43 protein-coding genes are annotated in these 26625 nt (G+C 33.2%); 3 read left to right on the plus strand and 40 right to left on the minus strand.

Annotation, left to right across the window (positions count from 1 at the left end; translation table 11 throughout):
- Positions 1-123 precede the first annotated feature (123 nt).
- The 14 genes from EV143_RS20840 to EV143_RS20900 form a co-directional block, all read right to left on the minus strand.
- Positions 124-339, minus strand: a complete 216-nt coding sequence (locus tag EV143_RS20840; RefSeq protein WP_133509843.1) for a hypothetical protein — start codon at positions 337-339, stop codon at positions 124-126.
- On the minus strand, positions 339-1220 hold the full coding sequence (locus EV143_RS20845; RefSeq protein WP_133509844.1) for a hypothetical protein: 882 nt from the start codon (positions 1218-1220) through the stop codon (positions 339-341). The genes EV143_RS20840 and EV143_RS20845 overlap by 1 nt, the downstream gene beginning before the upstream one ends.
- Positions 1221-1238: 18 nt before the next feature.
- Positions 1239-1757 (minus strand): hypothetical protein, encoded by a 519-nt coding sequence (locus tag EV143_RS20850; RefSeq protein ID WP_133509845.1) that lies wholly within the window; start codon positions 1755-1757, stop codon positions 1239-1241.
- A 2-nt stretch (positions 1758-1759) separates the two neighbouring features.
- Complete coding sequence (locus EV143_RS20855; protein WP_133509846.1) at positions 1760-2338, minus strand: hypothetical protein; 579 nt, start codon at positions 2336-2338, stop codon at positions 1760-1762.
- A gap of 1 nt (position 2339) precedes the next feature.
- Positions 2340-3524, minus strand: coding sequence for a major capsid protein (locus EV143_RS20860; RefSeq protein ID WP_208111295.1), 1185 nt, complete (start codon positions 3522-3524; stop codon positions 2340-2342).
- Positions 3525-3617: 93 nt separating this feature from the next.
- Entirely contained in the window at positions 3618-4016 is a 399-nt protein-coding gene (locus tag EV143_RS20865) for a hypothetical protein (protein WP_133509848.1), read from the minus strand.
- A gap of 29 nt (positions 4017-4045) precedes the next feature.
- On the minus strand, positions 4046-4690 hold the full coding sequence (locus EV143_RS20870) for a hypothetical protein (RefSeq protein ID WP_133509849.1): 645 nt from the start codon (positions 4688-4690) through the stop codon (positions 4046-4048).
- Between the two features lie 128 nt (positions 4691-4818).
- Positions 4819-6246 (minus strand): phage portal protein, encoded by a 1428-nt coding sequence (locus tag EV143_RS20875; RefSeq protein WP_133509850.1) that lies wholly within the window; start codon positions 6244-6246, stop codon positions 4819-4821.
- 2 nt (positions 6247-6248) lie between these two features.
- On the minus strand, positions 6249-7718 hold the full coding sequence (locus EV143_RS20880) for a phage terminase large subunit (RefSeq protein ID WP_133509851.1): 1470 nt from the start codon (positions 7716-7718) through the stop codon (positions 6249-6251).
- A 4-nt stretch (positions 7719-7722) separates the two neighbouring features.
- Complete coding sequence (locus EV143_RS20885; RefSeq protein ID WP_133509852.1) at positions 7723-7950, minus strand: hypothetical protein; 228 nt, start codon at positions 7948-7950, stop codon at positions 7723-7725.
- A 22-nt stretch (positions 7951-7972) separates the two neighbouring features.
- Entirely contained in the window at positions 7973-8137 is a 165-nt protein-coding gene (locus tag EV143_RS21585) for a hypothetical protein (protein ID WP_166638198.1), read from the minus strand.
- Entirely contained in the window at positions 8137-8451 is a 315-nt protein-coding gene (locus tag EV143_RS20890; protein ID WP_133509853.1) for a hypothetical protein, read from the minus strand. Before EV143_RS20890 ends, EV143_RS21585 begins: the two co-directional genes overlap by 1 nt.
- Before the next feature lie 5 nt (positions 8452-8456).
- Complete coding sequence (locus EV143_RS20895; protein WP_133509854.1) at positions 8457-8840, minus strand: hypothetical protein; 384 nt, start codon at positions 8838-8840, stop codon at positions 8457-8459.
- Between the two features lie 403 nt (positions 8841-9243).
- On the minus strand, positions 9244-9849 hold the full coding sequence (locus EV143_RS20900; RefSeq protein WP_127340116.1) for a terminase small subunit: 606 nt from the start codon (positions 9847-9849) through the stop codon (positions 9244-9246).
- Between the two features lie 149 nt (positions 9850-9998).
- Between EV143_RS20900 and EV143_RS20905 the strand changes: the two genes are divergently transcribed.
- The 3 genes from EV143_RS20905 to EV143_RS20910 all read left to right on the plus strand — a co-directional run bounded on the left by EV143_RS20905 (position 9999) and on the right by EV143_RS20910 (position 10826).
- The gene (locus EV143_RS20905; RefSeq protein ID WP_133509855.1) at positions 9999-10313 is read left to right on the plus strand and encodes a hypothetical protein; all 315 of its coding nucleotides are present in this window, start codon (positions 9999-10001) and stop codon (positions 10311-10313) included.
- Positions 10314-10357: 44 nt separating this feature from the next.
- Positions 10358-10528 (plus strand): hypothetical protein, encoded by a 171-nt coding sequence (locus EV143_RS21590; RefSeq protein WP_161568450.1) that lies wholly within the window; start codon positions 10358-10360, stop codon positions 10526-10528.
- A 97-nt stretch (positions 10529-10625) separates the two neighbouring features.
- On the plus strand, positions 10626-10826 hold the full coding sequence (locus tag EV143_RS20910; RefSeq protein WP_127340147.1) for a hypothetical protein: 201 nt from the start codon (positions 10626-10628) through the stop codon (positions 10824-10826).
- On the opposite strand, the gene EV143_RS20915 is transcribed toward EV143_RS20910, so the two are convergent.
- The 26 genes from EV143_RS20915 to EV143_RS21595 all read right to left on the minus strand — a co-directional run.
- Positions 10815-11048 (minus strand): hypothetical protein, encoded by a 234-nt coding sequence (locus EV143_RS20915; RefSeq protein WP_133509856.1) that lies wholly within the window; start codon positions 11046-11048, stop codon positions 10815-10817. The genes EV143_RS20910 and EV143_RS20915 overlap by 12 nt on opposite strands.
- Positions 11049-11220: 172 nt before the next feature.
- Positions 11221-12105 carry a hypothetical protein gene (locus EV143_RS20920; protein WP_133509857.1) on the minus strand — a complete coding sequence of 295 codons (885 nt, stop codon included), beginning with the start codon at positions 12103-12105 and terminating at the stop codon, positions 11221-11223.
- Between the two features lie 40 nt (positions 12106-12145).
- Positions 12146-12391 (minus strand): hypothetical protein, encoded by a 246-nt coding sequence (locus tag EV143_RS20925; RefSeq protein ID WP_133509858.1) that lies wholly within the window; start codon positions 12389-12391, stop codon positions 12146-12148.
- Between the two features lie 12 nt (positions 12392-12403).
- On the minus strand, positions 12404-12958 hold the full coding sequence (locus tag EV143_RS20930) for an ASCH domain-containing protein (RefSeq protein WP_208111296.1): 555 nt from the start codon (positions 12956-12958) through the stop codon (positions 12404-12406).
- Between the two features lie 80 nt (positions 12959-13038).
- On the minus strand, positions 13039-13221 hold the full coding sequence (locus EV143_RS20935) for a hypothetical protein (protein WP_133509859.1): 183 nt from the start codon (positions 13219-13221) through the stop codon (positions 13039-13041).
- Between the two features lie 110 nt (positions 13222-13331).
- Positions 13332-13745 carry a hypothetical protein gene (locus EV143_RS20940; RefSeq protein ID WP_133509860.1) on the minus strand — a complete coding sequence of 138 codons (414 nt, stop codon included), beginning with the start codon at positions 13743-13745 and terminating at the stop codon, positions 13332-13334.
- Positions 13738-14028 (minus strand): coiled-coil domain-containing protein, encoded by a 291-nt coding sequence (locus tag EV143_RS20945; RefSeq protein WP_133509861.1) that lies wholly within the window; start codon positions 14026-14028, stop codon positions 13738-13740. Before EV143_RS20945 ends, EV143_RS20940 begins: the two co-directional genes overlap by 8 nt.
- A gap of 297 nt (positions 14029-14325) precedes the next feature.
- The gene (locus EV143_RS20950) at positions 14326-14763 is read right to left on the minus strand and encodes a hypothetical protein (RefSeq protein WP_133509862.1); all 438 of its coding nucleotides are present in this window, start codon (positions 14761-14763) and stop codon (positions 14326-14328) included.
- Positions 14760-15422 (minus strand): HNH endonuclease signature motif containing protein, encoded by a 663-nt coding sequence (locus EV143_RS20955; protein WP_133509863.1) that lies wholly within the window; start codon positions 15420-15422, stop codon positions 14760-14762. The genes EV143_RS20950 and EV143_RS20955 overlap by 4 nt, the downstream gene beginning before the upstream one ends.
- Positions 15423-15465: 43 nt before the next feature.
- Positions 15466-16581, minus strand: coding sequence for a DNA polymerase III subunit beta (dnaN, locus tag EV143_RS20960; RefSeq protein ID WP_133509864.1), 1116 nt, complete (start codon positions 16579-16581; stop codon positions 15466-15468).
- Positions 16582-16588: 7 nt separating this feature from the next.
- The gene (locus EV143_RS20965; protein WP_133509865.1) at positions 16589-17389 is read right to left on the minus strand and encodes a PRTRC system ThiF family protein; all 801 of its coding nucleotides are present in this window, start codon (positions 17387-17389) and stop codon (positions 16589-16591) included.
- Positions 17376-18077: a hypothetical protein gene (locus tag EV143_RS20970; RefSeq protein ID WP_133509866.1), complete on the minus strand. Its 702-nt coding sequence runs from the start codon at positions 18075-18077 to the stop codon at positions 17376-17378. The genes EV143_RS20965 and EV143_RS20970 overlap by 14 nt, the downstream gene beginning before the upstream one ends.
- Positions 18077-18916, minus strand: a complete 840-nt coding sequence (locus EV143_RS20975) for a hypothetical protein (protein WP_133509867.1) — start codon at positions 18914-18916, stop codon at positions 18077-18079. Before EV143_RS20975 ends, EV143_RS20970 begins: the two co-directional genes overlap by 1 nt.
- Positions 18917-19185: 269 nt before the next feature.
- Entirely contained in the window at positions 19186-19404 is a 219-nt protein-coding gene (locus EV143_RS20980; RefSeq protein WP_133509868.1) for a PRTRC system protein C, read from the minus strand.
- Positions 19405-19422: 18 nt separating this feature from the next.
- A complete protein-coding gene (locus EV143_RS20985) occupies positions 19423-20037 on the minus strand; it encodes a PRTRC system protein E (RefSeq protein WP_133509869.1) in 615 nt (204 codons plus the stop codon).
- Positions 20038-20039: 2 nt separating this feature from the next.
- A complete protein-coding gene (locus tag EV143_RS20990; RefSeq protein WP_133509870.1) occupies positions 20040-20273 on the minus strand; it encodes a hypothetical protein in 234 nt (77 codons plus the stop codon).
- A gap of 57 nt (positions 20274-20330) precedes the next feature.
- On the minus strand, positions 20331-21050 hold the full coding sequence (locus EV143_RS20995) for a recombination protein NinG (RefSeq protein ID WP_133509871.1): 720 nt from the start codon (positions 21048-21050) through the stop codon (positions 20331-20333).
- Positions 21047-21271, minus strand: coding sequence for a hypothetical protein (locus EV143_RS21000; RefSeq protein WP_133509872.1), 225 nt, complete (start codon positions 21269-21271; stop codon positions 21047-21049). Before EV143_RS21000 ends, EV143_RS20995 begins: the two co-directional genes overlap by 4 nt.
- A gap of 1 nt (position 21272) precedes the next feature.
- On the minus strand, positions 21273-21497 hold the full coding sequence (locus EV143_RS21005; RefSeq protein WP_133509873.1) for a hypothetical protein: 225 nt from the start codon (positions 21495-21497) through the stop codon (positions 21273-21275).
- Complete coding sequence (locus EV143_RS21010; RefSeq protein ID WP_133509874.1) at positions 21494-22363, minus strand: P-loop NTPase family protein; 870 nt, start codon at positions 22361-22363, stop codon at positions 21494-21496. Before EV143_RS21010 ends, EV143_RS21005 begins: the two co-directional genes overlap by 4 nt.
- Positions 22320-23057 carry a Lin1244/Lin1753 domain-containing protein gene (locus tag EV143_RS21015; RefSeq protein WP_133509875.1) on the minus strand — a complete coding sequence of 246 codons (738 nt, stop codon included), beginning with the start codon at positions 23055-23057 and terminating at the stop codon, positions 22320-22322. Before EV143_RS21015 ends, EV143_RS21010 begins: the two co-directional genes overlap by 44 nt.
- A 10-nt stretch (positions 23058-23067) precedes the next feature.
- The gene (locus EV143_RS21020) at positions 23068-24900 is read right to left on the minus strand and encodes a DEAD/DEAH box helicase (protein ID WP_127340096.1); all 1833 of its coding nucleotides are present in this window, start codon (positions 24898-24900) and stop codon (positions 23068-23070) included.
- A gap of 26 nt (positions 24901-24926) precedes the next feature.
- Positions 24927-25448, minus strand: coding sequence for a hypothetical protein (locus EV143_RS21025; protein ID WP_127340095.1), 522 nt, complete (start codon positions 25446-25448; stop codon positions 24927-24929).
- Positions 25445-25741 (minus strand): helix-turn-helix domain-containing protein, encoded by a 297-nt coding sequence (locus EV143_RS21030; protein ID WP_133509876.1) that lies wholly within the window; start codon positions 25739-25741, stop codon positions 25445-25447. The genes EV143_RS21025 and EV143_RS21030 overlap by 4 nt, the downstream gene beginning before the upstream one ends.
- On the minus strand, positions 25738-26178 hold the full coding sequence (locus EV143_RS21035) for a hypothetical protein (protein WP_133509877.1): 441 nt from the start codon (positions 26176-26178) through the stop codon (positions 25738-25740). The genes EV143_RS21030 and EV143_RS21035 overlap by 4 nt, the downstream gene beginning before the upstream one ends.
- A 12-nt stretch (positions 26179-26190) precedes the next feature.
- Positions 26191-26625: hypothetical protein (locus EV143_RS21595; protein WP_208111297.1), on the minus strand; the 435-nt coding region annotated here is incomplete at its 5' end.

Here is a 26625-nt window from a genome sequence, read left to right on the forward strand (position 1 = left end):
ACTTCGGTCCAGTAAGAATAAAAACCAATGGGATTGCCGAAAATATCTTTACTTTCCTCCGAAATCCTTTTCTTCTGAATAGCTATTAAGTCTTTTTCAATACTTTTAATGAATTTGAAAAGATCAATCTCCAATTTTTTGGGCTTCAGTTTCCTTGCCTTTGCCAGTTGTTCCTGAAATGTTGCCATTGGTAGCGATTTTGTGTGCCTTTTTAAGTTCAGCTTCTCTCTCTGCGGATGGGATGTTTTTAAAAATATGAGTTGAAGCAAACTCTTTTTTAAAATCTGCAAAAGGCTTGTTATAGCCCTCTGCAAATTCTATCCCTTTATAATTGGCCATTAGTCTAACTCAATTATTAATGGAATTGGAGCTTCATAAGAAGTACCAGTTCCAGTTTGTGAAACAACACCATTTAACCCTAGAGTAAATCCATCAGCAAAACCAGTTCCTGTAATCGTATATATTCCTTCTGCATCAGCAGGAACAAACGTTACAGATTCTGTTGCGCCGTCTAAATCTTTTAAAACTATGTTAGCAGCAAGGAAAGATGTAATTTCTTCATCACCTCCGGCGCAACCTGCAGCAGCTTTAAATTTGATTTCTGTAGTAGTAGCAGATACTTGAGTAAGAGTAACATCAAAAATTCCGAAGATATCATCAGCTCCCCAAGATTCTGGACGGAAAATCGCACCATCATCTTCTAACTCGTTAAAATCTTTGTAATTTATTGTTACCTGAGTGGATGGCGGTCTATCTGCAGTTGCAGAAATACGTTTACCAACGTTCATAACAACTGACTGACCTTTTACAGTTCCATCGTCATTAATAACACCGATAACAGCACCATCTTCAGTAAATTCAAATAATCCCATATCATCACCGTGATATGATTTTAATGCAGAGTGAGAACACAAGCTTAAGAAACTTGAGTAAGTCGAAACTTTTTTACCCGAAGCAGTTCTGTACTGCTTTCTACGGCCATCGAAGTTTGTATCTTCCGTATTAGCAGAAGCCAATTCTTCAACTTCGTAAAGTGGAATAATTTTTTTTGCAGCAACAGCAGCATTCCACAGTGCTTTATTTTTGGCATCTGCGATCGTTGGAAAGCTAAATCCCGGAACGTGCGCTGCAGTTTTAATAGTAAGACCTTCAAGACACTGCTCTTTGGCTCCAGTGTTCTTTTTGGAAGTCTTTTTGTTTTTACATTCTTGGTAAACCATGGTGTAATATTTTTATAATTAACAATTAATTTTGTACTTCAATTTTCCCGTAATAGCAAAAACATGATGTGGTTGAACGTTTAAAAGCTTTATATGATCGATATTAAAACCTTTAAATACCGTTTCTATTCCTTTTTCAAAGCCATCAACCTCAAACATTCTATGTCTTTTAACTACTTTTAAAGCGTCAATTTCAACTTCCATATCAGCACGGTGAGCAATAGTTGGTTTAACCTTTTTCAGATCAACCATAAACACTATTTTAACTTCACTGTAATAGAAAACTCTATTTGTAGTAGTGTGCTCATCATTATCAATGAAGAATACATTTGCCGATTTAAGATCATTTGTAAATACATCTTTGTATTCATTCTTCCCTAAATAGAATTCAGGTACCAAGCCTTTTTCTTTTGAAATATTTTTATGAACTCTTCCAAATACATCAATTGGTGACCATCCTAATTTTTCAAACAATGAAGTTTGAATCAGTTGGATTTCTTTATCAATTCCTTTTGGATTAATTACTGTATAATTCATAATTACCAGGCGTTACCGTCGTTAACAACAATCTTATAAGGAAATATTACTTTTTGAGCTTTCTTAATTGATTGCTCCATTTTGTAAACAATTCCTTTTGCAATAAAATGACCGTTATCATTTTTAGCGCCTTCTAACTCAACTTTTAAAGCTTGATAACTCATTTTAGCACTTCTCTCATTGAAGTTAGATCTAGTGGTAGAAATGAATAATTCAATCATTTTAATGGCCACTGATAAACCAATTGCATCATCAAAAAGTGTTGGCCTTTCAATAATAATTGTAGAGTAATCAGTTGCAGGATCGTAATCAACATAAGTATCAAGAATAGAAGTAAGAACACTCAATACAGCCTGTTTTCTTATATCTGATAAGTATGCATTGAAATTTGTTTCTGACATTTCAACTTCCGGAACAGCTGCATATATATTATCAATCAAAATCAAAGAATGATACCAGTTAAACTTCTTTCCAGATTCTGCCATCAAGTTTTCAGGCGTTAAAACGAAAGGTAGGCCCGATGATAATTCGGACCAACCAATTCGGTTTAATAATGCATCTATTGCTTCTTGACTGTACATATTATGCTGCTACAATGTTTGCTTCAAATACTAATACTTGTTCCTCAGATAATTCATTAATGTATTTCTGAAGAGTAGCATCTGTATTGGTAGATTTTGCAGTTGTTTTACCAGTAGCCAAATTGATTGCAGCAATCACAGACGTTTTAGTATAATTAACTGTTTTGTAGTTTACGTTCGCATCGCCTTCTGTTTGCGCATCAGCAACTGCTTCTTCCACATTCAATAAGTAGATTGATGAAACATTATTTATCACTGGAATAGCTATCGCTTGAGATGATGTGAATTCTGCAAAAGGCTCTTCAGTACTCCATTTTTTCAATAGAATAAATGATCCTGATTTCTCATACATTACTTTAGGAGATTTACGAGTTTCCTCCGCCAGGATACCATAATTTAATTTACCTACTTTTGAAGACGTTAAGAAAATTACATTGTTTACTGACCAAGGAGTATGAACTGTTCTAACTCCATCACGTTCAGTGGTAACTGTTCTATCAACAACCACAATCACTAAACCGAACTTACGTTGCATCATAGAATTAATTTGTTCAAGATCTGGTACTGGAATTGCAGTACCTACAAAGTTTTGCGTAAATGCATAATTCTCTCTCGTTTGTTGGTTTTCTGCGAACTTGTCAAATGTTGTATCTGACATCATCAAAAGCTTAATTGCATCACCTTTAGCTTTTGCAGTTTTCACAATGCGTTTGATGTCGTCGATTGGTTTTGAATTTGGATCTGACCAAACTACTGACGCTCCAAATTTGTTTGCAGCTAAATATCCATAATCAACACGAACTCCAGTTCCTACATTGTTCTCTTCCTCAACTAATCCAACACCAGTTGACAAACCTTGTAAGAAAATAAATTCCATTTTCTCATGAATACCCATTGTACATTTTACCTCATCTTGGAAGATCTTATCAACTAATACAGCAGTCTCAACATTTCGTGCTTTAAGTACGTCAATGTCGGTCATTTGCTTTTCGGTAAGTTGTAATTTCATACCTGATTTTGGAATATCACCAGATGCAGCGCCAAAAGAATCTCTTTTCTTTAATGGCAAAGCTGAATCTAAAGCAACAATATCAGCAGCAACAATGTTAGAATTTACAGTTAAACTTTTCCACTGTAAATCAACACTAAGCTCTTCAGTCAACATTTCTTTGTACAAGTATGTCAACTCTGTTTTTTTACCATTTACTTTAACTTCAATGGATTTTGCAATTGCTTTGAAATAAGCAATAAACTGTACGAATAATGATTGATTCATAGCTTAGTCTTTTGTAAATCTGATTAATGGTAAAGCAGTTTCCAATGCCGTAAGGATTGAAGCAATGCCATATTTGGAAGCGTTTTTGTTCATTGAGCCTCTAACCATAATTCCGACAAAAGGTTTTGCTGTTAAAACGCTTGAAATAACAATTCCTTTGTAAGTATGACTTGCTGGTAGTGCTGCATAATTTGCCCCTGTAACGGGCATTGGTTTTAAAACTCCAGTTGAAGTTTCTTCGATCACTACGTGACCGGCTGGAATAACTAAAGGCGTAAAACCAGTTACGTCCAGAGTTTTACCGCCTGGAATAGTCTCCAAGTTTGAAACAATAACAATACTGTCATTTCCAGTATCGAAAGTATCTCCGGTATTATTTAAATTTGCGGTAGTTCCCGACATAATTTTAATTTTTTAGATTAAACAATATTTTAAATGTTTAGCATACTTTCAACAACAGCCTCATCAACCTTAACATCAGTAGGATCTCCTCCTCCTGCAGCTGGCGCATATTGATTGTTGTCAGCAGACAATTGAACCAATTCCCCGTATTCTGTTTCAAGACCTTTGATTTGATCCTCAAAAGAAACTTCAGAATTAACATCTATTCTATTAATCCAATTTGGCTTTACGCTATCCGGAATTCTCTTAAGAATTTCAGACTTATTGAATTGATCCGTAGCAGATGCTTTTTTTGTTTCAGTAACTCTTCCCGTTTTAATTGTTTCCAATTCAGTTGAAATACTGTCCATTTTACCAAGAATAGCTTTCACATAATCTGGTGTATTGTCCGGTAATTCCACTTTGTCTTCTTCTTTTTTTTCAGGATCTAATCCAGCTTTTTTACGTGCATCATCTATTGCCTTTTGTTTTTCAGCTTCGAGCGTTCGAGTTCTATCATCATCTTTGGCGATACCTTCGATACTCATAACATCATTAAAGTCATTGATTACTGCATCAATAGCTGTATCGTCAGCATCATCTGCTGGTTTTTTTGCAAGTTTATCCGCAATTGCGTCTAACCTTTTTTGTGATAGATTAGCCTTAGGGAATAATGCTTTAAGTCTTGCTATCACTTTTTGTTTATCTACTGCCATGTTGAAATAATTAGTTATACATTTTTACAGAAACAAATGTAAATAAAAAAACGCTATTTATAATGATTCTAAATAGCGAAATTAATTAATTTATTTTTTATAAGTTTCTAAGTCAATACTTCAGGCGCAACAATAGGTTTTTCGGCATTGATAAGTTTAAGTTCTTCATCAGGATTCTCAACCATATCGATCAATTTAATAGCCGATAGAGTTGATAATAATCCAGCGGCTTTAAGAGATGTTATGATGTCAGTTGCTGTCTTAACGTCGTCAGGTATGATTGAATTAAATATTATATCATAATATAGGGTTAAAGCGAACTTTGCAAGACTTGTATTTGTTGTTTTAACTACTCCTGAAGTAATTACGTTCAGGATTCTTTCAATAGTTGTTCGATTATCTCCTTCGTTCATTGTTGCTTTAATAACCGCGTCTAAAAACATCAGTTTTAAAGCCACACCGGAAACATCTCCCATGCCTTTCAAGTTGTTGAATGATAAATCAGGAGTATGTGAAATAGAATAAATAAGATCTTTTACGTTATCAAATTCTAATTTAGCTCTATCGGCTGCGTTTGCAGCAGTTAAGAATTCTGCTCTACCGTGGTGTTCTTTTCCATCATCATCAACTTTAATTTTGAACTCTAATATCTTGCCATTGTCGTCTCTATCAGGAAATGAATTCACCTCGCCAAATATCTGAAGTAAAGGATATGCCGTATAGTCATTAGAACCGCCTAACTTTGAAAGTGATGTTTCATATCTATCTATTAGCTCTCGCACTATAAACCATTCCGGTTCATCCTGACCGACATAGACAATTGGTATTCTATCAAATCCATGAGGAAGAGATTTGTCCACATAGGCAATCTTGCCACTTTCATCATTCAAATAGTGATAATTTAATTCATCCCATATCTCCAAATGATTTAGTTCCTTTCCTGCGGCATTCTTTGCTTTATATTCCCACATGAATGCAACCATATTATCACCGACAAAAAAGGGAGTCATAACTCCTTTTGTGTTATCAAGTAACTTTGATTTTATTTCTTTAGCCTGGGATTTAAGTTTTAAGAAATTTAATATTTTTCCGAAAAGAGAATTCTCTTTTATATCAGTAATATAAAATTGAATTGCTCCTTGTGTTTCTGCTTTCTTTAGTGAAATCAACTTTTGCAATAAAGAATCAATTCTGTTTGTTTTCCAAATCATTTTTATTAACTCAGATAAATCATTAACTTCTGAAGGAATCAATGTCACTGGTTTACCAACTTCAAAAGCTGTAGCAGTTGAAACAATCTTCTTTTGATAATCAATCGGAATGCGTACTGCCCTTACCAATTTGGCTTTTTCTCCATTCCCAACGTTTTTATCTTTTTGAATATTACCTACCTGAGTTTCTCTAATAGTTCTATCGTGTTCTTTATATTCCTTCTGATATGCTAAAATTTTGGCACTATCTTTAGATTGCTCTTTAATTTTTGCAATGACCTTATCTGGTTCAGTTTTTAATTGTAATAAGAATTCTTCTTCCATGGTTAATAATTTATATTGTTAATTGATTCTGGCGTTGACTCAAGTGTAATTGAAGGTGAGTTATGCGCAATATGTCCATACCTTGCACTATCCCAAATGTGATTAAATTTGTCCAGAGGTTGATTAATTGAAATACCTGCAATTTCCCGCATTTTATAATTTTGTTGTTCTTTTAAAGCTGCTTTGTACAAATGGTTTTTAATGATATGGATCTTCTTTTTCTTCATTGAAGTAAGCCAGAACATTACTGATTTTGTTTTCTTTATTTTGAAAGCATTTATGAAGCCTTGTTTTTTCAAACCTTTAACCATTTCAACGGTTCCTTTATTTTCTCCGGTGTATTTATCGGCAGAATCGCATGGAATAATATCCTTTGATTTATCGATACCTAAACTTTCAAGCAGCAATGAAAGGGCTTCTGGTGTTTCAATCGGTTCGTAACTTAAAGGCTCAATCCAAATGTTATGCTCATCTTCTGCATATCTAACAAGTGTATTAGGATCTGTTGTAAAACCAAAGTCATTAGGATAAATAGCTGCCTTATCTTCTGGAAACTTATCAATCCACGTAACGAATGGAAAGATCAATCCTTTCATTGCTCCTCTTAGTCCTAAACCATAAATACGCCAATAGCTTTCATCTGCGGTACCGTTACGAATGTTATCGGGATGTGGAGCCGGTTGATTTGTTGGCGATAGTGGTTCTACCTTCTTTGTTAATTTGTTGTAGCATTGAACTACTCCATCTTTGACAATATATGACCCAGGCTTCCAAGGTTCAGTGATTAAGATCTCATTTCTTTCCTGAGCAGAAATGTATTTGTTATCTTTGAAAGTTGTTCTAAGGAAAGCAACATCCGGACGAGCTAAAACACTATCAAAAAACCAGTGTTCTGTAAAAGATGGATTGTAATCGGCCCACCAGAATTTACGACAACGCATTTTAACCTGGTCAAAAACTGATTTCTTAATGAACATAACCTCATTAAAGAATGCGTAATCACAACCTCCTCCATGTTTACCATCACCAATAAAGTAAATCTTGCTATTCCCAATCTTAAAACTTTTGATCTCATCGGTATCTTTAAACTTGTTTGGCAAGCCGTAATCATCTAAACGGCGCTTGAAATCATCATAAAGAGTTGTTTTGAATTCATTATAGGTTTCGCGATATATATTGATTGTACATCCGTCTGGTTCGTAAAACAAGCAAAGCCAGATTATAATATCAATCCCGGACCATGTTTTGCCTGAACGGGAAGATCCTTCAAGTCCGGCACCACGAAAACCGGAAACAAGTTCATCTTTGCCGTCGATAACCTCATATTTTTGGTCCTGAATGGCATTGAAAAGAAGAGAGTAATTTGGATTTGTTTCATCATCAACCTTTGTAAGTCTTTCGCGCGACATATCAATATCTCTTGCTTTCAAAAGATCTTCCAGCTCTAATATTTCAGCATCGGTTAATGACATTCAATTATTTATTTACTACGATATGACCTTTTGAAATAAGATATTTTATCTGCATTACAACTATTTCCCTTTCTCTTCTGGAGAGTTTGCTTTTCTTTTCCTGAATCAATCTCAATTCATTTATCAATGCTTCATAATTTCTTTTAGCACGTAAAAAAGTTGCTTTTCTTGCTTCTTTGCGTTGCTTTCTTTTTTTGAAGTAATCTTTTATTTTATTTAGAATTGCTTTCATTAGTAGAATGTTTTTTCTTTGGTTAACTCAAATCATGATGAACTGAGATATTAATTCCGCTTTGTACCTCATAAAGTATATCATATTTCTTGATTCTTATTTCAATGATCATTCTTGGCAGTTGTTCGATATCATGTTTTAAATAGACAATATCTTCGATGCTGAAATTGTTCTCAATAGTTATCATTAATGATTTTGATTATAAATTTCGTTTGCTTTTTCAAGTGCAGCAGTTATTGCAGATTGCCTGTTATCAAAAAAACCATCAGATACTGAATGATTCTCTGATTTATAAACAACAGATGAATCGAATCCAGGTTTCATTCCTTCCACATAATCAACAAATCCCCAATCTTGAATATAAATTTGAACGGAATCAAAGAATTCAATATAAAGCGCACTTAAAAACAACACACCTAATTTTTCAGTTCCTAGATAATACATTTGATCTTGAATGTATTTATTAAAAGCTATTTCGCATTTTCCGGTTAGTAAACTCATATCTATTACTTTTTAATGAATACTAGTTCACCTTTAGAAAATCCAGTACATCCTTGATTATGATCTTTGAATATCAATCTGCCATTTTTAATTCTTTCAATTATATTATAAAGAATATGTGTTGATGGCCAGTTAACATAAAATGGTGCCTGATAACTCATACCATCAGCGAATAATGGAATTGTCAAAGCTTCATTCTCTGCCAATTGTGATATAAGATTCAATTCAACCTGATTATTGATCATTGATAATAAGTTTTTATCAGTAATTGGATGAAGTGTAGCGTTCTGATTATCTTCTGCCAAATCAAGTACAGCATATCCGATTAAAGCCGGATCAACAGTTTCTTTTCCTTCTACGAATACCCGGCCGTTTACAATTTCTATCATGATGTTTGGTGTTTATTTTAAACTTAAAAGCAATGAACCATCTGGTTTTTTATAAAGATCATAATGGATTTAAACATCATTACCTTAACGCTACACGATCCAGATTGTCTACGTGCCCAATTTTATTACCCAATAATCCACGTATCACAGAATGATTTAACGAGCCTTTCCAACCCGAGTGGTTCTATGTCCTGGCTTATCAGGGTGAACATTGAATTATGTTTAAAATGATTTGTGGAAAGTGAAGGATTCGAACCCTTATCTACGGTTTTGGAGACCGTTGTAACCATTATCCCGATGATTGCAATACAGATAATTTTTATTTGTTTCATAGATACAAAGCTAACATATTTTATTATTTATTAGCATAATATGTTAGTTTTTAATGAAGTGATTATGAACACTATTTTTGTGCCTTAGCGATCAGCTCAGCAATACGTGCTTCGCGTGCATCCGGGCTTGAAATATCCAATACTTTGTTTTTTTGCTCATTGTCCTTTTCATAGAACCCAATGTGCTTATTGATCTTTTCAATGGACCACTCCTTTCCATGTAATTTAACTTCAATGCCGTATTTAGTATGCTTAATCCCTTCAATACACATAAGCTGTTGCTCAGTCAATCTATCGAACGCTTTGAAGGAAAGCTTTGTTTCCAAAGTATATCCAGTCTTTTTACCCTGCCTATTAAATACAGGAACCTTCACCTCTTTAAACTCGACAAACTCATCGATCCTGGCATTTCGGAGAATGTTAAGATGTCGAAGCATCTCCTCTGAGGTGATCTTAAATTCCTTATCGGCAATGTCAGCAACTACTGATTGCAGTTCTTTTATCCTTGCAGCCACCTTGCTATTCTTCAGCAATCTACATGCAGCCTCATGTATTGTTTTGTCAGTTTTGTTTTTATAAGAGTAACCGGCGTCTTTGTAAGCTGCGGCACCTATACCTAATTTAATATAGGATTGGGCGAAAGCTTCCTGTCGAATAGTCAAATTATTTGTTTTCATGGTCCGGATATTACTCAACAAAAGTAGCAATAAATATTATTTTATAATATAATATGTTAAATTTTGTTAAAACGCTTTACGATACCAAAAAGTGTCGTATATTTGTAGGGTAGAAATGAATCTATTATTAACAATTAAAATTTAAAACAATGATTACAAATGAAGTTTATTTGAAAGCTCTTGAAATTGTGAACGCGTATCATGAGCAAGTTAGATTAGAAGCGTTAGAGATTAGGCAAATCGAAGAATTTAAACAAGTTAGGGTATACCGACGCTTAGACAGGGAAAACGAACCGCAGCCTGGGGATTTTGTTAAATGTGTTTTCAAACATTCCTCGAGTAAATTTACACTTAACAAAGAATACGAGATTATAAGAATAGTGTATGACAGATTTGAGATTATGAATGACGAAGGAAAAAAGAAGTTCCATAATTTAACAACAACACACTTCCAATTAATTTAAACTAACTTAGGGGAGCCGAAAGGCTCCTCTTTAAAACAAAAATCATGTTAGAAGACGCTTACAAAGAAATTCAAAGTTTAGTAGATAGCAACGAAAAAATACATTTCATAGCTTTTACAAAAGGAGGTGATTTAATGCTTTCTGTATCGGATATTTTAATTCCGATTACATTTAAAACAATTGCTGAACTTATATTATACATCGAATCAATTTAACTAAAAAAAACCTCTCGAAAGAGAGGTTTTACGTTTTGTAGAAACGAAATTTAATTTTAATAATTAAATTTGCAGTAAATGTAATAATAAAATGAATATGGAACCCATTGACAAAATAAATAAGGTGTTGGAAGATTTCGGGATTACCGGCGTTAAGGCTGCTGAAGCCATGGGAATTACCTATGACACTTTTAAGAGCAAAAAAAATGAAAAGAATGAAAGACATTCATTCAATGAAAAGAATTACCAGGATCTTGTTTCGTTTATTAAAAAGCAAACTCAGAATTTAGATAAGTAAATCTTTTTCGCTTATATTTTTTTTAATCTTTTCCGCTGTATCCGGATGCGTTTCTGAATAAACTCTACCGTATTTAGTGCAAGCGTACGATACAGCCTCTTTAAACTTCATGCACTCATCTAGTGTTATCTCATTCTTAAAAAGCTTTTTAAGAGCTTCCTGATAATCCGCATTAGCTTTATCTATCTCAGGTATACGGTCGAAATATTTTGAAAGATCCATCCTGTACAATTTTAAAGCGATAAAATTATGCAAAACCAATCAGAATTGGTAAAATCATAGCGTTATTAATTGTAACATTTTTTTGTCTCCAGCCTGTGTAAGAAGTTGACCCAAGTATTGATTTTTAAGAGATCTTAAAAATACTGAAATACGAAAAATGCAAGATAATTAATTAGTCTTTTACAGGTATTGTTTCAGTTTTATTCTCAACAATAATTTTTGTTGCGCCGGCACGTTCAATCATCACTTGTTTTCCTACTTCTTCTAAGCCTTTACTTTGATATATCTTCATTGCAGTTGACACGTCAATTGCCTGTCTAGTTTGTTCATCCAAATCAAAAGTAAGCGTGATGAAGTTTAAATAAACTCCCAAAGGAGCTAAAATTTTATTTGATTCATCAAGAAGCTTAGCTTCAATATCAGATTGATCAAGTTCAACCATATCTTCATTTAAAAATATTCTTTTTGCAACATCTTTAATTCGTTTATCAATAACCATATTTTCAGCGCCTTCAAATGCAGAATCATTCAATGCTTCCGTGCTATCTGCTGAGGTGTTTGCTTTTCCAAGATACTTTGCTTGTTTAATAAACGCTAATGGATCCGTGATAGAATAATCATAATCCACATGAACTGATGCTCTAACGCGATCTTTTAGATTTGATATAAATTTACTTTCTCCCTGCATTGGATAGTTTGGGATTACAACTTTCATATAACACATATTCAAACCCCCTTTTGGAACCGCATCACCTGAATTAATTAATTTCCAATTCATTCCGCAATCTTCAGAAATAACAACTTGTTGATTAGATTTTGCGTAGTTACAACTTTGTAAGGTTAAAATAAGTATTAAAGTGAATAATCTCCAGAAACTCTTGAAATTGTAAACAATAAAAGTAGTCAAAAGCGACGTTCCAATTATCATTAAAATACCTAAAAACAGATTGTTGTGTAAATAATTATCATAAAAAACCACATTGAAGACCGAGTTTATAATAAATAATAAGATAGTGAAAACTACCAAAATAACAGAACTCTTAATAATTGTTTTCATAATTTTTGTAGCAATTTACCTTGCAATCGGGGTTTTAATTTTAAAAAAGTGATAATTGATCTTGTTGAGGTAAATCATTTAAACTATTTATGATTTTATCCGGCTCTGCTTTAATACGTCGATTAACATAAGCTATCATCATATCGGTCAATTTATTATTATCCGGATAGTGAAACCATAACTCAATGATTCTCCTATAACGTAAACCTCGAATTGTATTAGAGCTTTCGTAGAGTATCTTGTTTTCTACCCAAAAATGACTGTGATTTTCTGATTTTGTAATCATAACTATACAAATTTATCGTACTGATAGAAAGTTACCTAAAATCACGTCATAACATTCTAAACAGAATTTCTCACTGCCATCATCTTCGGTCATTATGTTGCTATCGAATTTTTGACCGCACTTGACACATTCAACTATTTCAATCTCCGGCTCCCAGAAAGAAAGCTTTCCTTTTACATTCAGAATAGGTTTTTCGTAAAGGATCGGATTAGCCAAGACCCATTTCCAAATTGGTTTTTCTCCTGGCGCTGCTTTCTCAGCCCAAATACTCGGATGATTTTGAACACAATCAATTATTTCTACTTCTCCTATGATTGCTGAAACAACTTTCATTTCTTTTGAAAACCCTACGCCCGGATACCAAATATTATTCAAATACAGATCTGCAGTTTGTCCTGTTGAAAATTCAACATCCACAATCTTAGCTGAAGCATGAATATATATCCTACCGCGAAAGTTAGTTCGCCAGGTTCGGTTTTCAATATCCTTAATTCCTAATAATGGATTGTCTAATCGTGGTGTACATATTAAATGCGCCCATGGTTGTTTTACTGATAGTGCCTTCATGATATTATTTTATTAAAAAGATTAATAATGAACCTGAACAAAAACCAATAAGAAACCAAAGGATTCTTGCAACTCTCATATCATATATGTCGTATAATTCGTTTTTCATAGTATAGCTTTTTAGGATTGGTCTTTTTAATTTTTTTAATTACCTCAGCAATTGCTAAAGCAGATTCCGCAGCCGAAAGAACGATCTGCATAATTTTGGTAGTTGGACTAACATGTATCTGACTTTGGATTACTGCAATTTTAATTGCACTCATAGCCATCATTATTGCAACTAAAGGAATGTGAGATGATTTTTGTTGAGGTCGTTTTATCCTTCGTGGGAACTTGTTCTTATGAACCTGGTAATAGTTAAGACGTTTCATATTTAATATAGTGGATGAATATCATTAACTTCCCTAAAATGGGTAATTCCATGGTGATAGAATCCCCGGAGTAATGAAGTTATACCGACACTTCTTTTTGAAACAATAAATTTTCTCTGATCATTCATAATTCCTAAATCATATTTAGTTTTATTGTTGAACAGAGGGAAATCTTCACCATCATTTAGTTTAATCCAGCTATTATTGTTTTCAATTCCTTTTAGAGTTTTTGGCCGGCACAACATAGTTTCAAAATTGTTTTCATATTCAGAATATTTTTTATACTCTAAATCCTCAGTAATTTTATTTTTATTTAAATTATTTACGTCTACCCAACCATCTTGAGAGCATTCATCAGGTAGTAGAATAATATCTAGTGTAAGCCACTGTATTTGTATAAAATCTGTTTTAGTCATAATCAAACACTTTTAATTTTTCTTTCAATTCTTCTATTTTAGAACTATTTTCCGTAATTGTTTCGTTTGCACTGGAAATAGCATCGTTGGCCTGGTCAATTTCATCCTGTAGATCTTCAATGTCTTGCTCCATTTCAACAATGTTTTGTTCTTTCTCTCCACATTCCGGACAAATTACAGTGCGAGGAAACCACTTCTCGGAAGCAGCTCCATCATTTAGATCAAACCAACCGTCGCATTTCTGGCAAGGTGTTGGCATTTCCATTTCTTCAAAATTTTCCATTATTTAAATCCTTTTAACTCGTGAGTGGTGAAAGACTTTCCTTCACTCAAGTATTCTGTTACTGTATCACACAAAATATATAGTGATACAATGATTAAGATCAATCCGATAACTGCTAATGATGTATACATAATTTTGGTTTTTTAGTTAATAAAAAAAAATGAGGTCTTTCCCCCGTCAGTCTGATTATAATTTAATTGGGTGTCAATGAAAAACTTTGCCTGATTCTCCTAACCATAACACATTATAACTAGCTACCTTGCCGACAAGCAAAGATTCTCATATAGAAAAAGGCTTTTATACTTGATGTTTTTTATGTGTAACAAACTTGATCATATCAAGTTCTGTTTTTTGAATATTGATCATCGTGTTGACAATATCACAAGCTGATTTCGCTTGTGGAATTGCACTTGGATTTTGCTTTACTTTAGCAAGCATTTCCATTAAAGTAGCTTTCATTTCGACATTTTCTGCCGAGGGAGTATACCCGGCAAGCGCCTTTGTATTTTCGGCTACTAAAGCTTTATCTCTAAAATTTTCAACTTTACATTCGGTGAGTTCTTGTAAAAAAACTTCTATTTCCGATTCATAAAAATGAAGTGTGCTTTTATGGGTAAAAACGCATATTTTACCAGTTGATATTTCCTTAAATCTTTCAAAATAAAGATCATCACCCTTGTAATTAAAGGAGTTCCCGATGATTTTATTAAGTTCTATGTTTATTATGTCTTTCATTTGGAATCTTTTAAATGTTTATTAATCTGGCGCTTGATCTGACCTTTTAGCAGCATGATTTCTTTCAGGTCTTCCGGGTAATTTTGGATTGAATTTCGTTGCATGTTTTCAACAAAAGTGATCATCTCCAAATTTCTAATTTCAGTGTTTAAGGTATTTTTGTCCTTAAAAATTATTATATGTCCTTCAGGAACTTTTCCATTTACTTTTTCCCAATTGAAAACATGTAACATTTGCCATTTACCTAAAGAAATTCTAATCCATTTATAAGGTGGATATCCTCTTTTTTTATGAGAATATCTTATCCTAATTTCACCGTCTTTTTCTGCTGTATTGTGGGGAAGATGTCCTTTTTGAAACCAAGTTTTCTTCGAATTCTCAATTGCTTCCGGGGTCATGTAGTCAATTTGTTTCAAGCCTTTGTTTTCTGGAATATGCCCTTTTTTAAAAGCACTGTCAATTCTTCTCTTTTCTGCTAGATCTGCCGGAACAACTAGACCTAATTGCTTCATTCGGGTCCTGATCGATAAGCAACTACTTTTTCCAATAATTCGGGCCATTGTTTTTAAAGGAATAGAAAGATAATTTTCAGAAATGTATAAATCCTGTTCCGGGGTCAACGTGGTCAATCCTTCCGGTGTTCTTCTAAATTTTGCCATTATATCTAATTAAAAACCGGAACTTTTTAGGGTTCCGGTTAGTCTATGTTATAAGTGTTGGCATGATGAGCATGAGTAGATTTTCATGTTCTGATTCTCCATCTGCAGGTATTAAGAGGCCTGCTCGATTTGGTAGCGAAAATTCAAAGTTCACTTCTTCACAAGTTAAATTGGCAACTAATTCCGCGAGATACTTGGCATTAAATCCAATTTTTACATCTTGGCCTATATAACTACAAGTTAAGCGCTCATTTGCCTTGTTTGAGTAGTCGATATCTTCGGCCGATAATTGTATTTCATTACCGCCAAAATTCAATACTACTTGTCTTGTAGTTTTGTTTGAAAATATGGAAACACATTTTACAGAATTCAAAAATGTGGTTCTATTAATCAAAGCTTTGTTTGGATTTTCCTTTGGAATTACATTTTCGTATTTAGGATATTTCCCTTCAATTAATCTCGATATCAAAACATAATCACCGAAAGTGAAGATTGCATTTGTTTCATTAAACGAAAGAATAACCTCGATATCCAAAGTCGAAAGAATTCCTTTTAGAACATTCAAAGGCTTTTTAGGAACAATAAAATCAATTTGCTCTTCTGAGGTTATATCTGTTCGCTGGTACCTCACCAATTTGTGAGCATCAGTTGCAACGAAATTTAATCCGGCAGGCGAAAACTGAAATAAAACACCGGTCATTGAGGGCCTTAAATCATCTGTTCCAGTGACAAAAACCGTTTTACTAATTGCTTTACCCAATACTTTAGAATTTATTTTGGCTGTTTGAGCATCTTCTACTAATACTGCAATCGGATATTCTTTTGCTGGTGCATATGCGATAGAATAAATTCCGGATGATGAGGTAATATTCATCGTACTGTTTTCTAACACACAAAAATCAAGAGGTTGCTCCGGAAATGTTTTTAGCATATCAATCAGCATCCTAGAAGCTACCGCAATTGATCCCTTGTCTGATGAGGTAATTTCCATTGTTGAGGTAATGGTTGTTTCCAGATCTGATGCAGTAATTTTTAACTGATTTCCGTCAATTTCGAATAAAAAGCAGTCCAATATTGGCAGGGTGTTTGAAGAATTTATTACTCCATTTAAAATCAATAATTTTTCGAGTAAATTTTTACTGTTTAGTATTAAGTTCATATAGTTTTTATTTAATTATTAATCCTCTTTGTTGAAGAGTTCCCTGATTTAAAACTACTCCATGGTGTGTTAGATATTTGTATCTTAGAAGTTTCCAAAGCATATCTGATGCAAGGTTTGATATCATATCGTTGATAAATAAATCTTGACGCTCGATACTTTCCCGAAAGGAACAGTTTTCTATGCCTTGACTTTCTATATTGTCGAAGGTTCCTAGATCTCCGAAAACCTCTACTACTGTTCTTAAATCAGAAATAAGTTCAAATTCAGAATTTTTAGGCTGCTTAATTTTACCCATAGTTGAAAGAACGACCTGACCAAAATCTTTTCCATTTCCACAATCCAACCAATAAAATGATGTTGTATAATCAAGCCTATTGCTGATCTTATAGTTTTTCATAATTAAGTCGTTAAGCTGCATTCTAAATGCTGCATTATCGACACAGGTTACAATTATATTTGAATTCGTAACATCTTTCGGTTTTACCATAATATTATCAGCTTCCCAATCTAATCCAAATGCAAAATTTACTTTCTCAATCATAGTAGATGCCTTGTATAATCCAATTTCATTTCTAGTAAAATTTTGCCTGCCAACATTATGAGGTTCAATTATATCTCCATCATAAACTTTTACGTGAAGTCCCGGATGCTCTAACTGTCTTAAAGCAAAATCTAATCTTGCTAATCTTGAAATAAGAAATGAACCAGTTCCACCAGCACCAATTACGGTAATTGTTATCGGATGCCTTGGAGAAAAAAAATAAGGATCACAATAATGTACTTTTTGTTTATTAGCTATTTTCATATCCCAGTATTGAATTAATCGTTTTTGATGCAGGATAAAGCTGCTTAGAAGGAAATGTGTCTGGTTTTGATTTAAAATGCTCAAGCATTAATTCAGAATAGTTTATCTTTAATAAGTTGCTATTTGCACTATGAGTAAAATAAGAGTTAAAAAAGGCAGTTTCTGCAACTTTCATTACTTCTATATAGTCCATACTGTCCGAACTAAATTTTGCATTTCCCATACAAACAAGGCCTGTTGCGCTTGTATTGAAAAAAGGAGCATGAAAAATACTTTCTGATGTAGACTTTGGTTGTGTTTTCAAGGCCCATACTGATAACTTGTTACTTTCCAATTTCCAAAGTAAAACAGGCACCGGATAAATTCCAGTTTTTATACCGACACTTTTTTCAAAAAGCAACCTTCTCTTCTGGCCGGGAGTCCACCAAATTATTTTCTTTTCATCGGTAAAGAATCTTATAACATTCCTAGGTATTAATCCGGAAAAATTAAATGTTGTATCAAAATCAACAAACTTATCACTTGTGACTTTTATGATTGAACGAAGTGTTTCAATTGTCAATGGCTTTCCAGCATTAAGTTTTTGTTTCTCATGATCATAATCATGATAGGCTAGTTTATCACCATATCCAGCAATAATAAATTGCAGTTTTTGAGGTTCTACAGAGTTTGTATAAATCATTTCCATTAGTCAAAATAGTTTGAAAGGTTACATAAAAATTCACATAATTTCTGGAGCTCTTTTTCTTCTTCAATCGAAGGGCCATTTACAATTTTTCCCTCTTGATAAGTATGATAATTGACCGGATTAGTAACTCCACAATTGTTTGCTCTATCGTTTAAGCCTTCCATCATCAGCTCATTTAATTCTGATACATATTCGCAAATGAGCATGAAGGATTGTGTGTAAGAAACTAATTCTTCATCCTCTGTAATCGCCATTTGATCATCTGGAAAACGATGAATTATTGAGAAATCTATCGCCAATCCGTCATAGATAAGCTCTTTTAGTTCTTTTTCTTTATCATTTTTAGGTGTATAACCATAGAAATTATCTAACGGTAGCGACACATAATAATCGTATTTTGCTTTCAATTCCTGAAACGGCTTTAATGCTGCCTGTTCGTAATCTTCAAAAATTTCAAAGTCTGTTTCAATCGAACCGTCTTCGAAAAACATTTGAATGCAGTCAGTTTCATACTCATTCAAACTATCTTCAAACGTTGTATAATTGTGATCTATAAATGAAATCTCTGTGTTTTTACCAAATCGCAGCATTAATTGAGCATAGCCAATTTTTAATTCATTACTATCAATTTGAAGTAGTGATTTAGATTCCATTATATACCAGTGCCACTCATATGGAAAATTTGAATAATGGAAATTTACAATCTCACTATCATGAAATTCTTCAACATCATAAACTATTGTATAGCCATTTTCTATAATTAATTTTGTGAGTGAGTAAGTAAATTCTCCTATGCTATTGGCTCTTTTAAACTCTAATTTTTCAAGTTTATCAGGCAATTTTGATTCACAAAAAATTAATAAGATTTCAGCATATTTGACATTTACACAGTGTTTACTAAAAGGTGATAAAGCATTTATCACCTTTGGAATATTATTAACTAACTCAAAAACACTGTTGGATAATGGTCGGACATTGATCTTCTCTGAATACCGGATTTGTGGAGGCTTTCTTGATTTTGTTTTATTTTTGAGCATAACAAATTAGTTTTATGGTTGACTCTCTTAGAACTTTTTATCTGATTTAAAAAATCTCTTGCTTTCATGTTCTATCCTTTTGTTCCAGCTACAACTTTAAACTCGTAGACGATTCGATCGTTTTCAATTCCTTGTGGAACAATTGTGGAATTCAATAGTTCAGCATATTGTGCTGTATATAGATCCCTGATATCGTTTGGAGTAAAAGCCGGGTTTGGATCTTCTAACTCAATAACTTCTTTATTAATCTCAAACTTAAATATTCGAGGTAATTCTTGTGACTGTAACATAATTGCTGTTTTTTTTAATTATTCTTCTTCTTCTTGATCCTCTTCCACTTCATCAAACATTTGTGCAGAATCATCCGCTAATTCTTCAGTGGGAATTTCTTCGACTGATTCTTCAATTTCATTTTCTGAAAATAAGCCATCTCCCATTTGCACTTTTGCAAGATTTATTTCTAAATCTTTCTTCGCTTTCTTCGCTGCCGAACTATCAGGATTAAATTCTAACAAATCCTCAATGGCTTGTTTAACTGCATCCCTCTTTTTTGACCAATCCGCAGGAGTTTTTAATTTCTCGAGTACTTTAACCAATCCGGACTGAGCATTTTTTTCATTTTCTTTTGCTGATTTTGCCTCAGCAGTTTCCTTTTTGGAACTTTCAAGATTTGCTTCGTAGTTTTCAACATTATTAAAAAAAGCGCTAGTTTTCTTTAATGGTTTGGTAATAGCTTGAAAATATCCACAATCAAGTTCTTCAGTAGTTCCAGTTAGCAATAAAGGCTTCATCGTATTTAAACCTTTGTCTTTTGCAATAGTTTTTGGCGAGGTTAATACTGTTACTCTCCCATCATCAGCAACTTTTATTTCAATAGTTACATCTTTGATTCCTGTTTCGATTAATTGAGTAAAAAAATTCATATTTATTTGTTTTTAAAGTGATAGATTTTGTTTCCGTTTGGTAAAGCTTTTATCTGTTTTGGTTTCTGAGTAGAAGAGAAAAACTTCAGCATATTTTCATAAGCACTTATTTCACTGTTACCTTTAATTTCAATTTTCGTCTTGTTCGGAATAAAGATTGTTGTTTGCGCTACCCAGACACTATTGAGAATTTTGATTGTTTCTATTTTATCAATATTTAAGTTTTCTAAATCCATCGTATTATTTTAAGGATTAATATTGTGTAATAAAAAAGCCCTCGATATCGAGAGCCTTTAGAACTTATATTCGCAGAAATTAGCATCATAAATGCCGAGTTCCAGATTTATTTTATTCCGGAGTTTTATTCGTTCGTTCGGAGTTTTTTGTTCTGGATTACGTTTTAGTTCTAATCTGATTTTTGACGCTTTTGATGCAATTTCTATCATGTCTGAAGTGGATAGATGCAGCGGCCTATGCCTTTGTAGAGTTTCAATGTAATCGAAATAATCATTTCCATATCTTTCGATCAAACCCAGTCGGTATTTAATCTGATCTCCACTTCTATGATGATTACTTTCGAAAGACTGAATGTGAATGTTGTGCAGATTCAAAGCAGTAGTTCTATTAGCTCCCACTGAAATATAATGTCCCCCATTCATCTTGCCGAAATTGCCAGTTGCGATACAAGACTGTCCGAAATCGATTAGTCTTGAAATTTCATTTAGAATTGGCTGCAAATATTTTGCTCGGTATTTATCTGGAGAGAGAATGGCAAATTTCTGGTTTGCATTTTCTACAATTTCCTTTTGCCTATTTTCCTTTTTAACTTTTGATTTTGCAGAAATGATTGACTTTTCAAGTTTAATTTTTCCCTGCTCAGAATTCAGCAGCCAATTCGAATAACATCCGCACATTTTACCCAAACCGTAAACCCTGTGCTTTGTTTTATGACCACATCCAAAACCCTTTGCAATTCCTGTACCTAAGCAAGGTTTTTCCTTTGGATCTATCATGACTGCAAATTATTTGATTTTGGAATAGATCCTGGATCAACATCTGAACTTAATTTTTTTATTGCCTGATCAATCGACGATCCTATTTCTACAAATGGCTTAAGTGTTTTACCGATATCGCTTAAAGCTACTGGCATTTGTGTTTCTAAGTATTCAATGCCTAATGCAGAAATTTGAGATTTTATTTCAATTAATTTATTGACTATGCTGAGGTTTTTCATTTTAAATGGTTTTGAAATTAGATTTACTTTGAACTGTTTCATATTGAAATTGAACTTCTTCAACCAACTGTTCCAACGTGAATTCTCTTATTTTCTCAAGTCTGCAGTGAATCTTCATCATTTCGTTCACTAATTTTGGAAAAGAATCTGGTGGACATAATGGCATAAAATCTCTGTAGTTTTTGAGTTGAATTTCTAATCGGTTGCGTTGGCTGATATGATTCATTTTCGAAAAGATTTACCTTTGAACTCAATGATATTGAACATTTCATAAACACGATCCCAAACCCGACCGCCGTATTTTTCACCCAGCTCATCAATTGCAGCCTGTAGATCATCTTCGTAGCCTTCTTTGAAGTTACATATTAAAAATGTTTTTGATTTTAAGCGATATCTCTCTTCTAAAATTTCTTTGAATATGTTAACCTTGCCGTAATTACTTGCGATACGTTCTGTTTTTAAATCGTCAAAGTTTTTTATTCCGCGCCACATAACTTTTTCAAACTCATCACGATCAATATCAGAGTTACATTTTTCGAACATCACTACAGCTTCATTGGCAGAATAACTTTTGAAACCTACATCAGGAATTCCTTTAAAAATCTTTTCAAAAACTTTCATTGTAGATGTTTTTCCGTTTCCAAAATTTCCAATAATCAATAACCCTTTTTCAAAACTCGGTTCTGATATATTTGATAAATTATCACAATTAAAAAAACGATCGTCTTTTGAAAAGTAATAAATCAGTGGTTCTAAATTTTTAATTGTAATATCCTTGATTTTAATAAAAGGCCGTCCATTTACTTCTGCGAAATTTGCCTTGAAAAGATTAAATAATTTTATGGCAGTGATAGAAAATTCAATTCTTGGTTTTGGTTCAAAAAGCTTTCTAACATAATTTGCCCTTGAATCTATTTGTTCTGGAGTAGCTTCTTTGTTTTTGGATTCATAGGAGTCAATTTGTGCCTTTTGAAAATCTGATAATTTATCAGAACTAAAACTTTTAAGTTCATTGTATTTGTGAATTCCGATAATCGGAATTAAAACATTATCGATTTTTAGAGAATCCTCCTGTGTTTTGCGTGCTTCCATTTTGAATTGGTTTGAAATTTTTATCATTTTTGGCCCATGTAGCAAGTCTCCTTTCTAAATCCCATGTGTTTTCAAGTTCCCGGCGGAATTTTGTTCCAGAGTTATTTGGCTCTGTCCAGTACTTGTAAAAATCATTTAAAAAATCTTTTCCATAAACTTCTAAATAAGGCTCGAGAGTGGAAGAAAATTTTAATTTTCTGGCATCATACTTTTCTTTTATATCCTTTTCTTTTATATCCTTTTCTTTTCTTTGTGTGTTTACGGGTACTTTAGTTGTCCCTTTTAGAGGTTTACGGATACCTAAACCCTCTAAAAGGATGAGTAAACCATCAAAAGTGATACATTTATTATTTCTCTTTTTATAAGCATCTTGTACACTGTCGATAAAATCCTGACACCAAATGATGTTATTTTCTTTCCATAAACCAGCGTCAAATTTTCCTAAATCAACAAGGTCATTTATGATTGCTTCTAGCACAACTTTTTGAACTTTGCATTTTGCAGATAAGTACATCATTGTACTTGGTTTGGATAGATTTAAGAAATGATATTCGGTTTTTGCTAATTCTCTAAGTAACTTCACAAAGGTTGCAAACCCATCATTTCCATAAGTCTCTTCAAGGTAGAACATCTTATTTCCCTCCTCACATAGAAAAGGAAAGTAGTCTACACTATTTCTTTCAGGTCTTGCCATATCTCATGTTTTACTTTTTAAACAAATCAAATACACTACTTAAAATACTTGTTGGAACTATATCTTCAGTCCCGGTAATAGCATTTGCAATAGCTTTCTTTTCTTGAATGATATCATATAACCATTGGTCCAAAGTATCTTCTCCTAGCAAATAAGTTGCCCTAACATTACTTGGCTGGCCCATACGGTGGCATCTTGCTTCAGCCTGCTCACAATCGGCTTGTGTCCATGGAAGCTCTACAAATAGTACTTCACTACTGGCTGTTAGAGTTAGACCAACACCGGCCGCCTTATGATTACAAATGATTATTTTGGTATCTGGTTTATTCTGGAAGCTATCGACAGAATTCTGTTTTTGAATAGAATCATCATTTCCGGTAACCGTAACAGCTTTTGGATACAATTGTTTGAGTAGATCAACTATTATTTTATGCTTACAAAAAACTACTATCTTTTGACCAGAATCAACTATTTCATCGATGTATTCCTGAGCTGCTTCAATTTTTCCTTTTGCAGAAATTTGAAGTAACATTGTAATTTTTACAATAGTTTCCGAGCTTACTTTCTTCTTAATTTCTGAATCAGTTAAGTCAGAATTTTTAAGGAAATTGGCAAAATCATCACGAACAATGTCAAACTCTTTTTTGTTTGTCAGCGAACATAAAATTGTCTGACGTGATAATGGCGGAAGATCCTTTAAAACGTCTTCTTTCTTTCTCATGAAATAACAAGACATGTTCATTAAATAATTCAACTCTTTCAAATTTGCAGAACCTTTTCCACCTTCACAATACCTTGCTTTAAATCCATTTTCTCCGCCAAAGTGCCCAAGTTTGAACATAACTGCTAATTGACTGAATAAATCAATCGGTTTATTAACTACCGGTGTTCCTGTCAGAAGAATGATGTATTTTTTTGCCTTTGTAATTTGGATACAAATTTTTGCCTGTATTGAATTAGGATCTTTTAGACGATGGCTTTCATCTACAATTGCAGATTTGAATATCTTTATCCTTTCATCCATTAATATTTGACTGGAGTGCTTTAAATCCTTTTTTCCTGGCATTGATAGAACAAAAAATTTCTTTAATGATTCATAGTTTACAATGAATACATCTGCCATGCCCATTTCATAAAAGCGGTGCCAAGTATCTTTGTTTTTGTCATCAAGAATCATTGCTTTTTTATCGGTCCACATTTCAAATTCACGTTTCCAGTTTATTTTTAAAGCTGATGGACAAATAACAATGCAAGGAAAAGTAAATTCTCCTTGCATTTCTGCTGCGTAAACAGTACCAATACTTTGAAGTGTTTTTCCAAGTCCCGGCTGATCGCCATTTATAAATCTTTTTAATTCTAATCCACGAGCAATACCATCTTCTTGATATGGTCTTGGAATATGTCCGGTAATTGAATTAACAATTCCCAACTTTAATTGCAATTTTGGTAGTTCTGGTATTACATCAACTCTTTCAGGTAAATTATCTTTAATCTGAATTGTAGAAGCTTTGCATTTTTCACCAACTTTATAAACCAGTTCTTTAAAAAGAATGGGAACAACCCAAACCTTCTTCGAATGATTCCATTTTGCAACTGACTTGAATTTTCTCCAAATTATTCTTTGATTATTCTTTAAATGTTCAAACGGAATATTGATTTGATCCGGCTTAACATTAATTACCATTGAAACATCGGTAGGATTGTCAATGTATTGACCAGTTAAAATATTAGTACTCCACTCTGAAATAATACAAATTCCTTTAACCATTTGTGTATTTCGGTCCTTCCATCTTCCAAAATCAATTGAAATATGAAACTCATTTAAAAATTCAACTATTTGCATTACTCGTAGATTATTAGATTAAAATTTTACATTGCAACTTCTTCTTCTTCAAGTTCCATTGCTTGCTGTTTTGGTGGGGCTTGTTTTCCTTCGAGGTATTCGTATACTTCTGATTTAAGATTGTCGATAGCTTCTCTTAATTCGGCCATAAAATAATAATCATTGTAGTCCTCGAACTTTAAAAACGGAGTATTTAAACTCAATACTTTTCCTGATTCTAAACGTTTGGTTCCGGAAATCGTAACTCCTTCGGAATCACCCTGACCACTTATAGTGAAACCATGAGTTTTGTATTTCAATAAAATATGTTCTTCAGGTAGTTCGTCATCCGGATTGTTTAATCTGTCCTGACAATCAGATTCTTTAATTTCTTCACATATAAAAGCAAAGTGAGGAATGAGGGCCGAAAAGGCATTTCTTAAATCATCATGAATTGGTGCATCCGAAGATTCTGATGCGGACTTCTTAGCATTTTTGACGTACTGGTCATATTTATATGCTAAGAATAAACTGTTCTTAATGTTGGCCTGCTTGATATTAATGTTCATGATTTATCTGTATTAATTATTAAATAAAATTCTTTGTATTTCCCTTTCTTATATTCCCATCTAATTGGAACATTCCAGATATCCTTCAAATCCTTAATCCTTCTGCGTAAATCGCCAATTTTGTAATCAATCAATGCTTTTGTAGTCGTCAATCTTTCGCCTCTTAAAAGAGCCTCATATACGATTCTGCACTGGTTGGAAAATCTCTCTTTATTTCGTTCAAAATGTTCCTGGTTACTGATCTTATTTTCAATATGAAAAAGATCATCGAAATTGATTTCTTGCTGATTCATAAATATTGTAGATTGTTTTTAACTTGAATTTCTACTTCTCTCATTAAAGCTAAATCAGAAGGTTCTGGAAGATAGATTCCGGCTTCTTTGCTCGCATAATCTCTAAATCGATCAATTGCCAATGACAATTCATCTTTAGTAAGGTCAGCCAAACTTTTATATTCAATTCTTACTTCTCCTGTTTTACGATTAATAAATTCATATTCGAAAATCGAGGGATTTACAAGTTTTTTGAAATACTCAAATTTTATATATTCCAACTGCTCACCATATTCTATAGCAAACCATGACATGATGAGGTGTGCATATTTAAGTTGTGGATAAGTCTTCGATACTTTTTTTGCGGATAGTTCAAATACTTTATTATGCTTTACAAAATAGTTGAACTTTTCAACAGCTCTTTGAACATCGATTAGTTTTTCTGGATTGTAAAGCATAATTATTAAGTTTTAGTCTTGATTTGCTATTTCTTTTAATACTGCTAAAACAGTATCATCATCGCTATAAAAAAGATGAGCATAGCTTGGAATAACGGCAGCGCCAGCAATTTCAGTTGAATGTTCTTTTTCAATTCTCATAGCTTCTTCATTTTCGACACAGGCATGACCAGCTAAACAATGAGAAGTTCCACAATGCCAACTATCCATTTTTAAACTTCCTGGTCTTGATACTACAGCAATTGCAATTTTTTTAATTAATGCTTTTTCATCTACTGGATTAATGATCCCTACATTCTCGGCCAATGCTTTCCCTGCTGAGGTTTTAATCTCGGAATCCGGGCAATATTCAAGGATATAGGTCAGTTCGCTATTGGTCGGGTTCTTCTCGGCCAATGCTTTCCCTGCTGAGGTTTTAATCTCGGAATCCGGGCACCAACGTAGGAT

The organism is Flavobacterium chryseum (genome assembly GCF_004362015.1).
Classification (GTDB): domain Bacteria; phylum Bacteroidota; class Bacteroidia; order Flavobacteriales; family Flavobacteriaceae; genus Flavobacterium.

Coding starts and splice junctions, on each gene's coding strand:
- EV143_RS20840 (WP_133509843.1), bottom strand. CDS start 339: ATGGCCAATTATAAAGGGATAGAATTTGCAGAGGGCTATAACAAGCCT.
- EV143_RS20845 (WP_133509844.1), bottom strand. CDS start 1,220: ATGGTTTACCAAGAATGTAAAAACAAAAAGACTTCCAAAAAGAACACT.
- EV143_RS20850 (WP_133509845.1), bottom strand. CDS start 1,757: ATGAATTATACAGTAATTAATCCAAAAGGAATTGATAAAGAAATCCAA.
- EV143_RS20855 (WP_133509846.1), bottom strand. CDS start 2,338: ATGTACAGTCAAGAAGCAATAGATGCATTATTAAACCGAATTGGTTGG.
- EV143_RS20865 (WP_133509848.1), bottom strand. CDS start 4,016: ATGTCGGGAACTACCGCAAATTTAAATAATACCGGAGATACTTTCGAT.
- EV143_RS20875 (WP_133509850.1), bottom strand. CDS start 6,246: ATGGAAGAAGAATTCTTATTACAATTAAAAACTGAACCAGATAAGGTC.
- EV143_RS20880 (WP_133509851.1), bottom strand. CDS start 7,718: ATGTCATTAACCGATGCTGAAATATTAGAGCTGGAAGATCTTTTGAAA.
- EV143_RS20885 (WP_133509852.1), bottom strand. CDS start 7,950: ATGAAAGCAATTCTAAATAAAATAAAAGATTACTTCAAAAAAAGAAAG.
- EV143_RS21585 (WP_166638198.1), bottom strand. CDS start 8,137: ATGATAACTATTGAGAACAATTTCAGCATCGAAGATATTGTCTATTTA.
- EV143_RS20890 (WP_133509853.1), bottom strand. CDS start 8,451: ATGAGTTTACTAACCGGAAAATGCGAAATAGCTTTTAATAAATACATT.
- EV143_RS20895 (WP_133509854.1), bottom strand. CDS start 8,840: ATGATAGAAATTGTAAACGGCCGGGTATTCGTAGAAGGAAAAGAAACT.
- EV143_RS20900 (WP_127340116.1), bottom strand. CDS start 9,849: ATGAAAACAAATAATTTGACTATTCGACAGGAAGCTTTCGCCCAATCC.
- EV143_RS20905 (WP_133509855.1), top strand. CDS start 9,999: ATGATTACAAATGAAGTTTATTTGAAAGCTCTTGAAATTGTGAACGCG.
- EV143_RS21590 (WP_161568450.1), top strand. CDS start 10,358: ATGTTAGAAGACGCTTACAAAGAAATTCAAAGTTTAGTAGATAGCAAC.
- EV143_RS20910 (WP_127340147.1), top strand. CDS start 10,626: ATGGAACCCATTGACAAAATAAATAAGGTGTTGGAAGATTTCGGGATT.
- EV143_RS20915 (WP_133509856.1), bottom strand. CDS start 11,048: ATGGATCTTTCAAAATATTTCGACCGTATACCTGAGATAGATAAAGCT.
- EV143_RS20920 (WP_133509857.1), bottom strand. CDS start 12,105: ATGAAAACAATTATTAAGAGTTCTGTTATTTTGGTAGTTTTCACTATC.
- EV143_RS20925 (WP_133509858.1), bottom strand. CDS start 12,391: ATGATTACAAAATCAGAAAATCACAGTCATTTTTGGGTAGAAAACAAG.
- EV143_RS20930 (WP_208111296.1), bottom strand. CDS start 12,958: ATGAAGGCACTATCAGTAAAACAACCATGGGCGCATTTAATATGTACA.
- EV143_RS20935 (WP_133509859.1), bottom strand. CDS start 13,221: ATGAGTGCAATTAAAATTGCAGTAATCCAAAGTCAGATACATGTTAGT.
- EV143_RS20940 (WP_133509860.1), bottom strand. CDS start 13,745: ATGACTAAAACAGATTTTATACAAATACAGTGGCTTACACTAGATATT.
- EV143_RS20945 (WP_133509861.1), bottom strand. CDS start 14,028: ATGGAAAATTTTGAAGAAATGGAAATGCCAACACCTTGCCAGAAATGC.
- EV143_RS20950 (WP_133509862.1), bottom strand. CDS start 14,763: ATGAAAGACATAATAAACATAGAACTTAATAAAATCATCGGGAACTCC.
- EV143_RS20955 (WP_133509863.1), bottom strand. CDS start 15,422: ATGGCAAAATTTAGAAGAACACCGGAAGGATTGACCACGTTGACCCCG.
- dnaN (WP_133509864.1), bottom strand. CDS start 16,581: ATGAACTTAATACTAAACAGTAAAAATTTACTCGAAAAATTATTGATT.
- EV143_RS20965 (WP_133509865.1), bottom strand. CDS start 17,389: ATGAAAATAGCTAATAAACAAAAAGTACATTATTGTGATCCTTATTTT.
- EV143_RS20970 (WP_133509866.1), bottom strand. CDS start 18,077: ATGGAAATGATTTATACAAACTCTGTAGAACCTCAAAAACTGCAATTT.
- EV143_RS20980 (WP_133509868.1), bottom strand. CDS start 19,404: ATGTTACAGTCACAAGAATTACCTCGAATATTTAAGTTTGAGATTAAT.
- EV143_RS20985 (WP_133509869.1), bottom strand. CDS start 20,037: ATGAATTTTTTTACTCAATTAATCGAAACAGGAATCAAAGATGTAACT.
- EV143_RS20990 (WP_133509870.1), bottom strand. CDS start 20,273: ATGGATTTAGAAAACTTAAATATTGATAAAATAGAAACAATCAAAATT.
- EV143_RS20995 (WP_133509871.1), bottom strand. CDS start 21,050: ATGATAGATCCAAAGGAAAAACCTTGCTTAGGTACAGGAATTGCAAAG.
- EV143_RS21000 (WP_133509872.1), bottom strand. CDS start 21,271: ATGAAAAACCTCAGCATAGTCAATAAATTAATTGAAATAAAATCTCAA.
- EV143_RS21005 (WP_133509873.1), bottom strand. CDS start 21,497: ATGAATCATATCAGCCAACGCAACCGATTAGAAATTCAACTCAAAAAC.
- EV143_RS21010 (WP_133509874.1), bottom strand. CDS start 22,363: ATGGAAGCACGCAAAACACAGGAGGATTCTCTAAAAATCGATAATGTT.
- EV143_RS21015 (WP_133509875.1), bottom strand. CDS start 23,057: ATGGCAAGACCTGAAAGAAATAGTGTAGACTACTTTCCTTTTCTATGT.
- EV143_RS21020 (WP_127340096.1), bottom strand. CDS start 24,900: ATGCAAATAGTTGAATTTTTAAATGAGTTTCATATTTCAATTGATTTT.
- EV143_RS21025 (WP_127340095.1), bottom strand. CDS start 25,448: ATGAACATTAATATCAAGCAGGCCAACATTAAGAACAGTTTATTCTTA.
- EV143_RS21030 (WP_133509876.1), bottom strand. CDS start 25,741: ATGAATCAGCAAGAAATCAATTTCGATGATCTTTTTCATATTGAAAAT.
- EV143_RS21035 (WP_133509877.1), bottom strand. CDS start 26,178: ATGCTTTACAATCCAGAAAAACTAATCGATGTTCAAAGAGCTGTTGAA.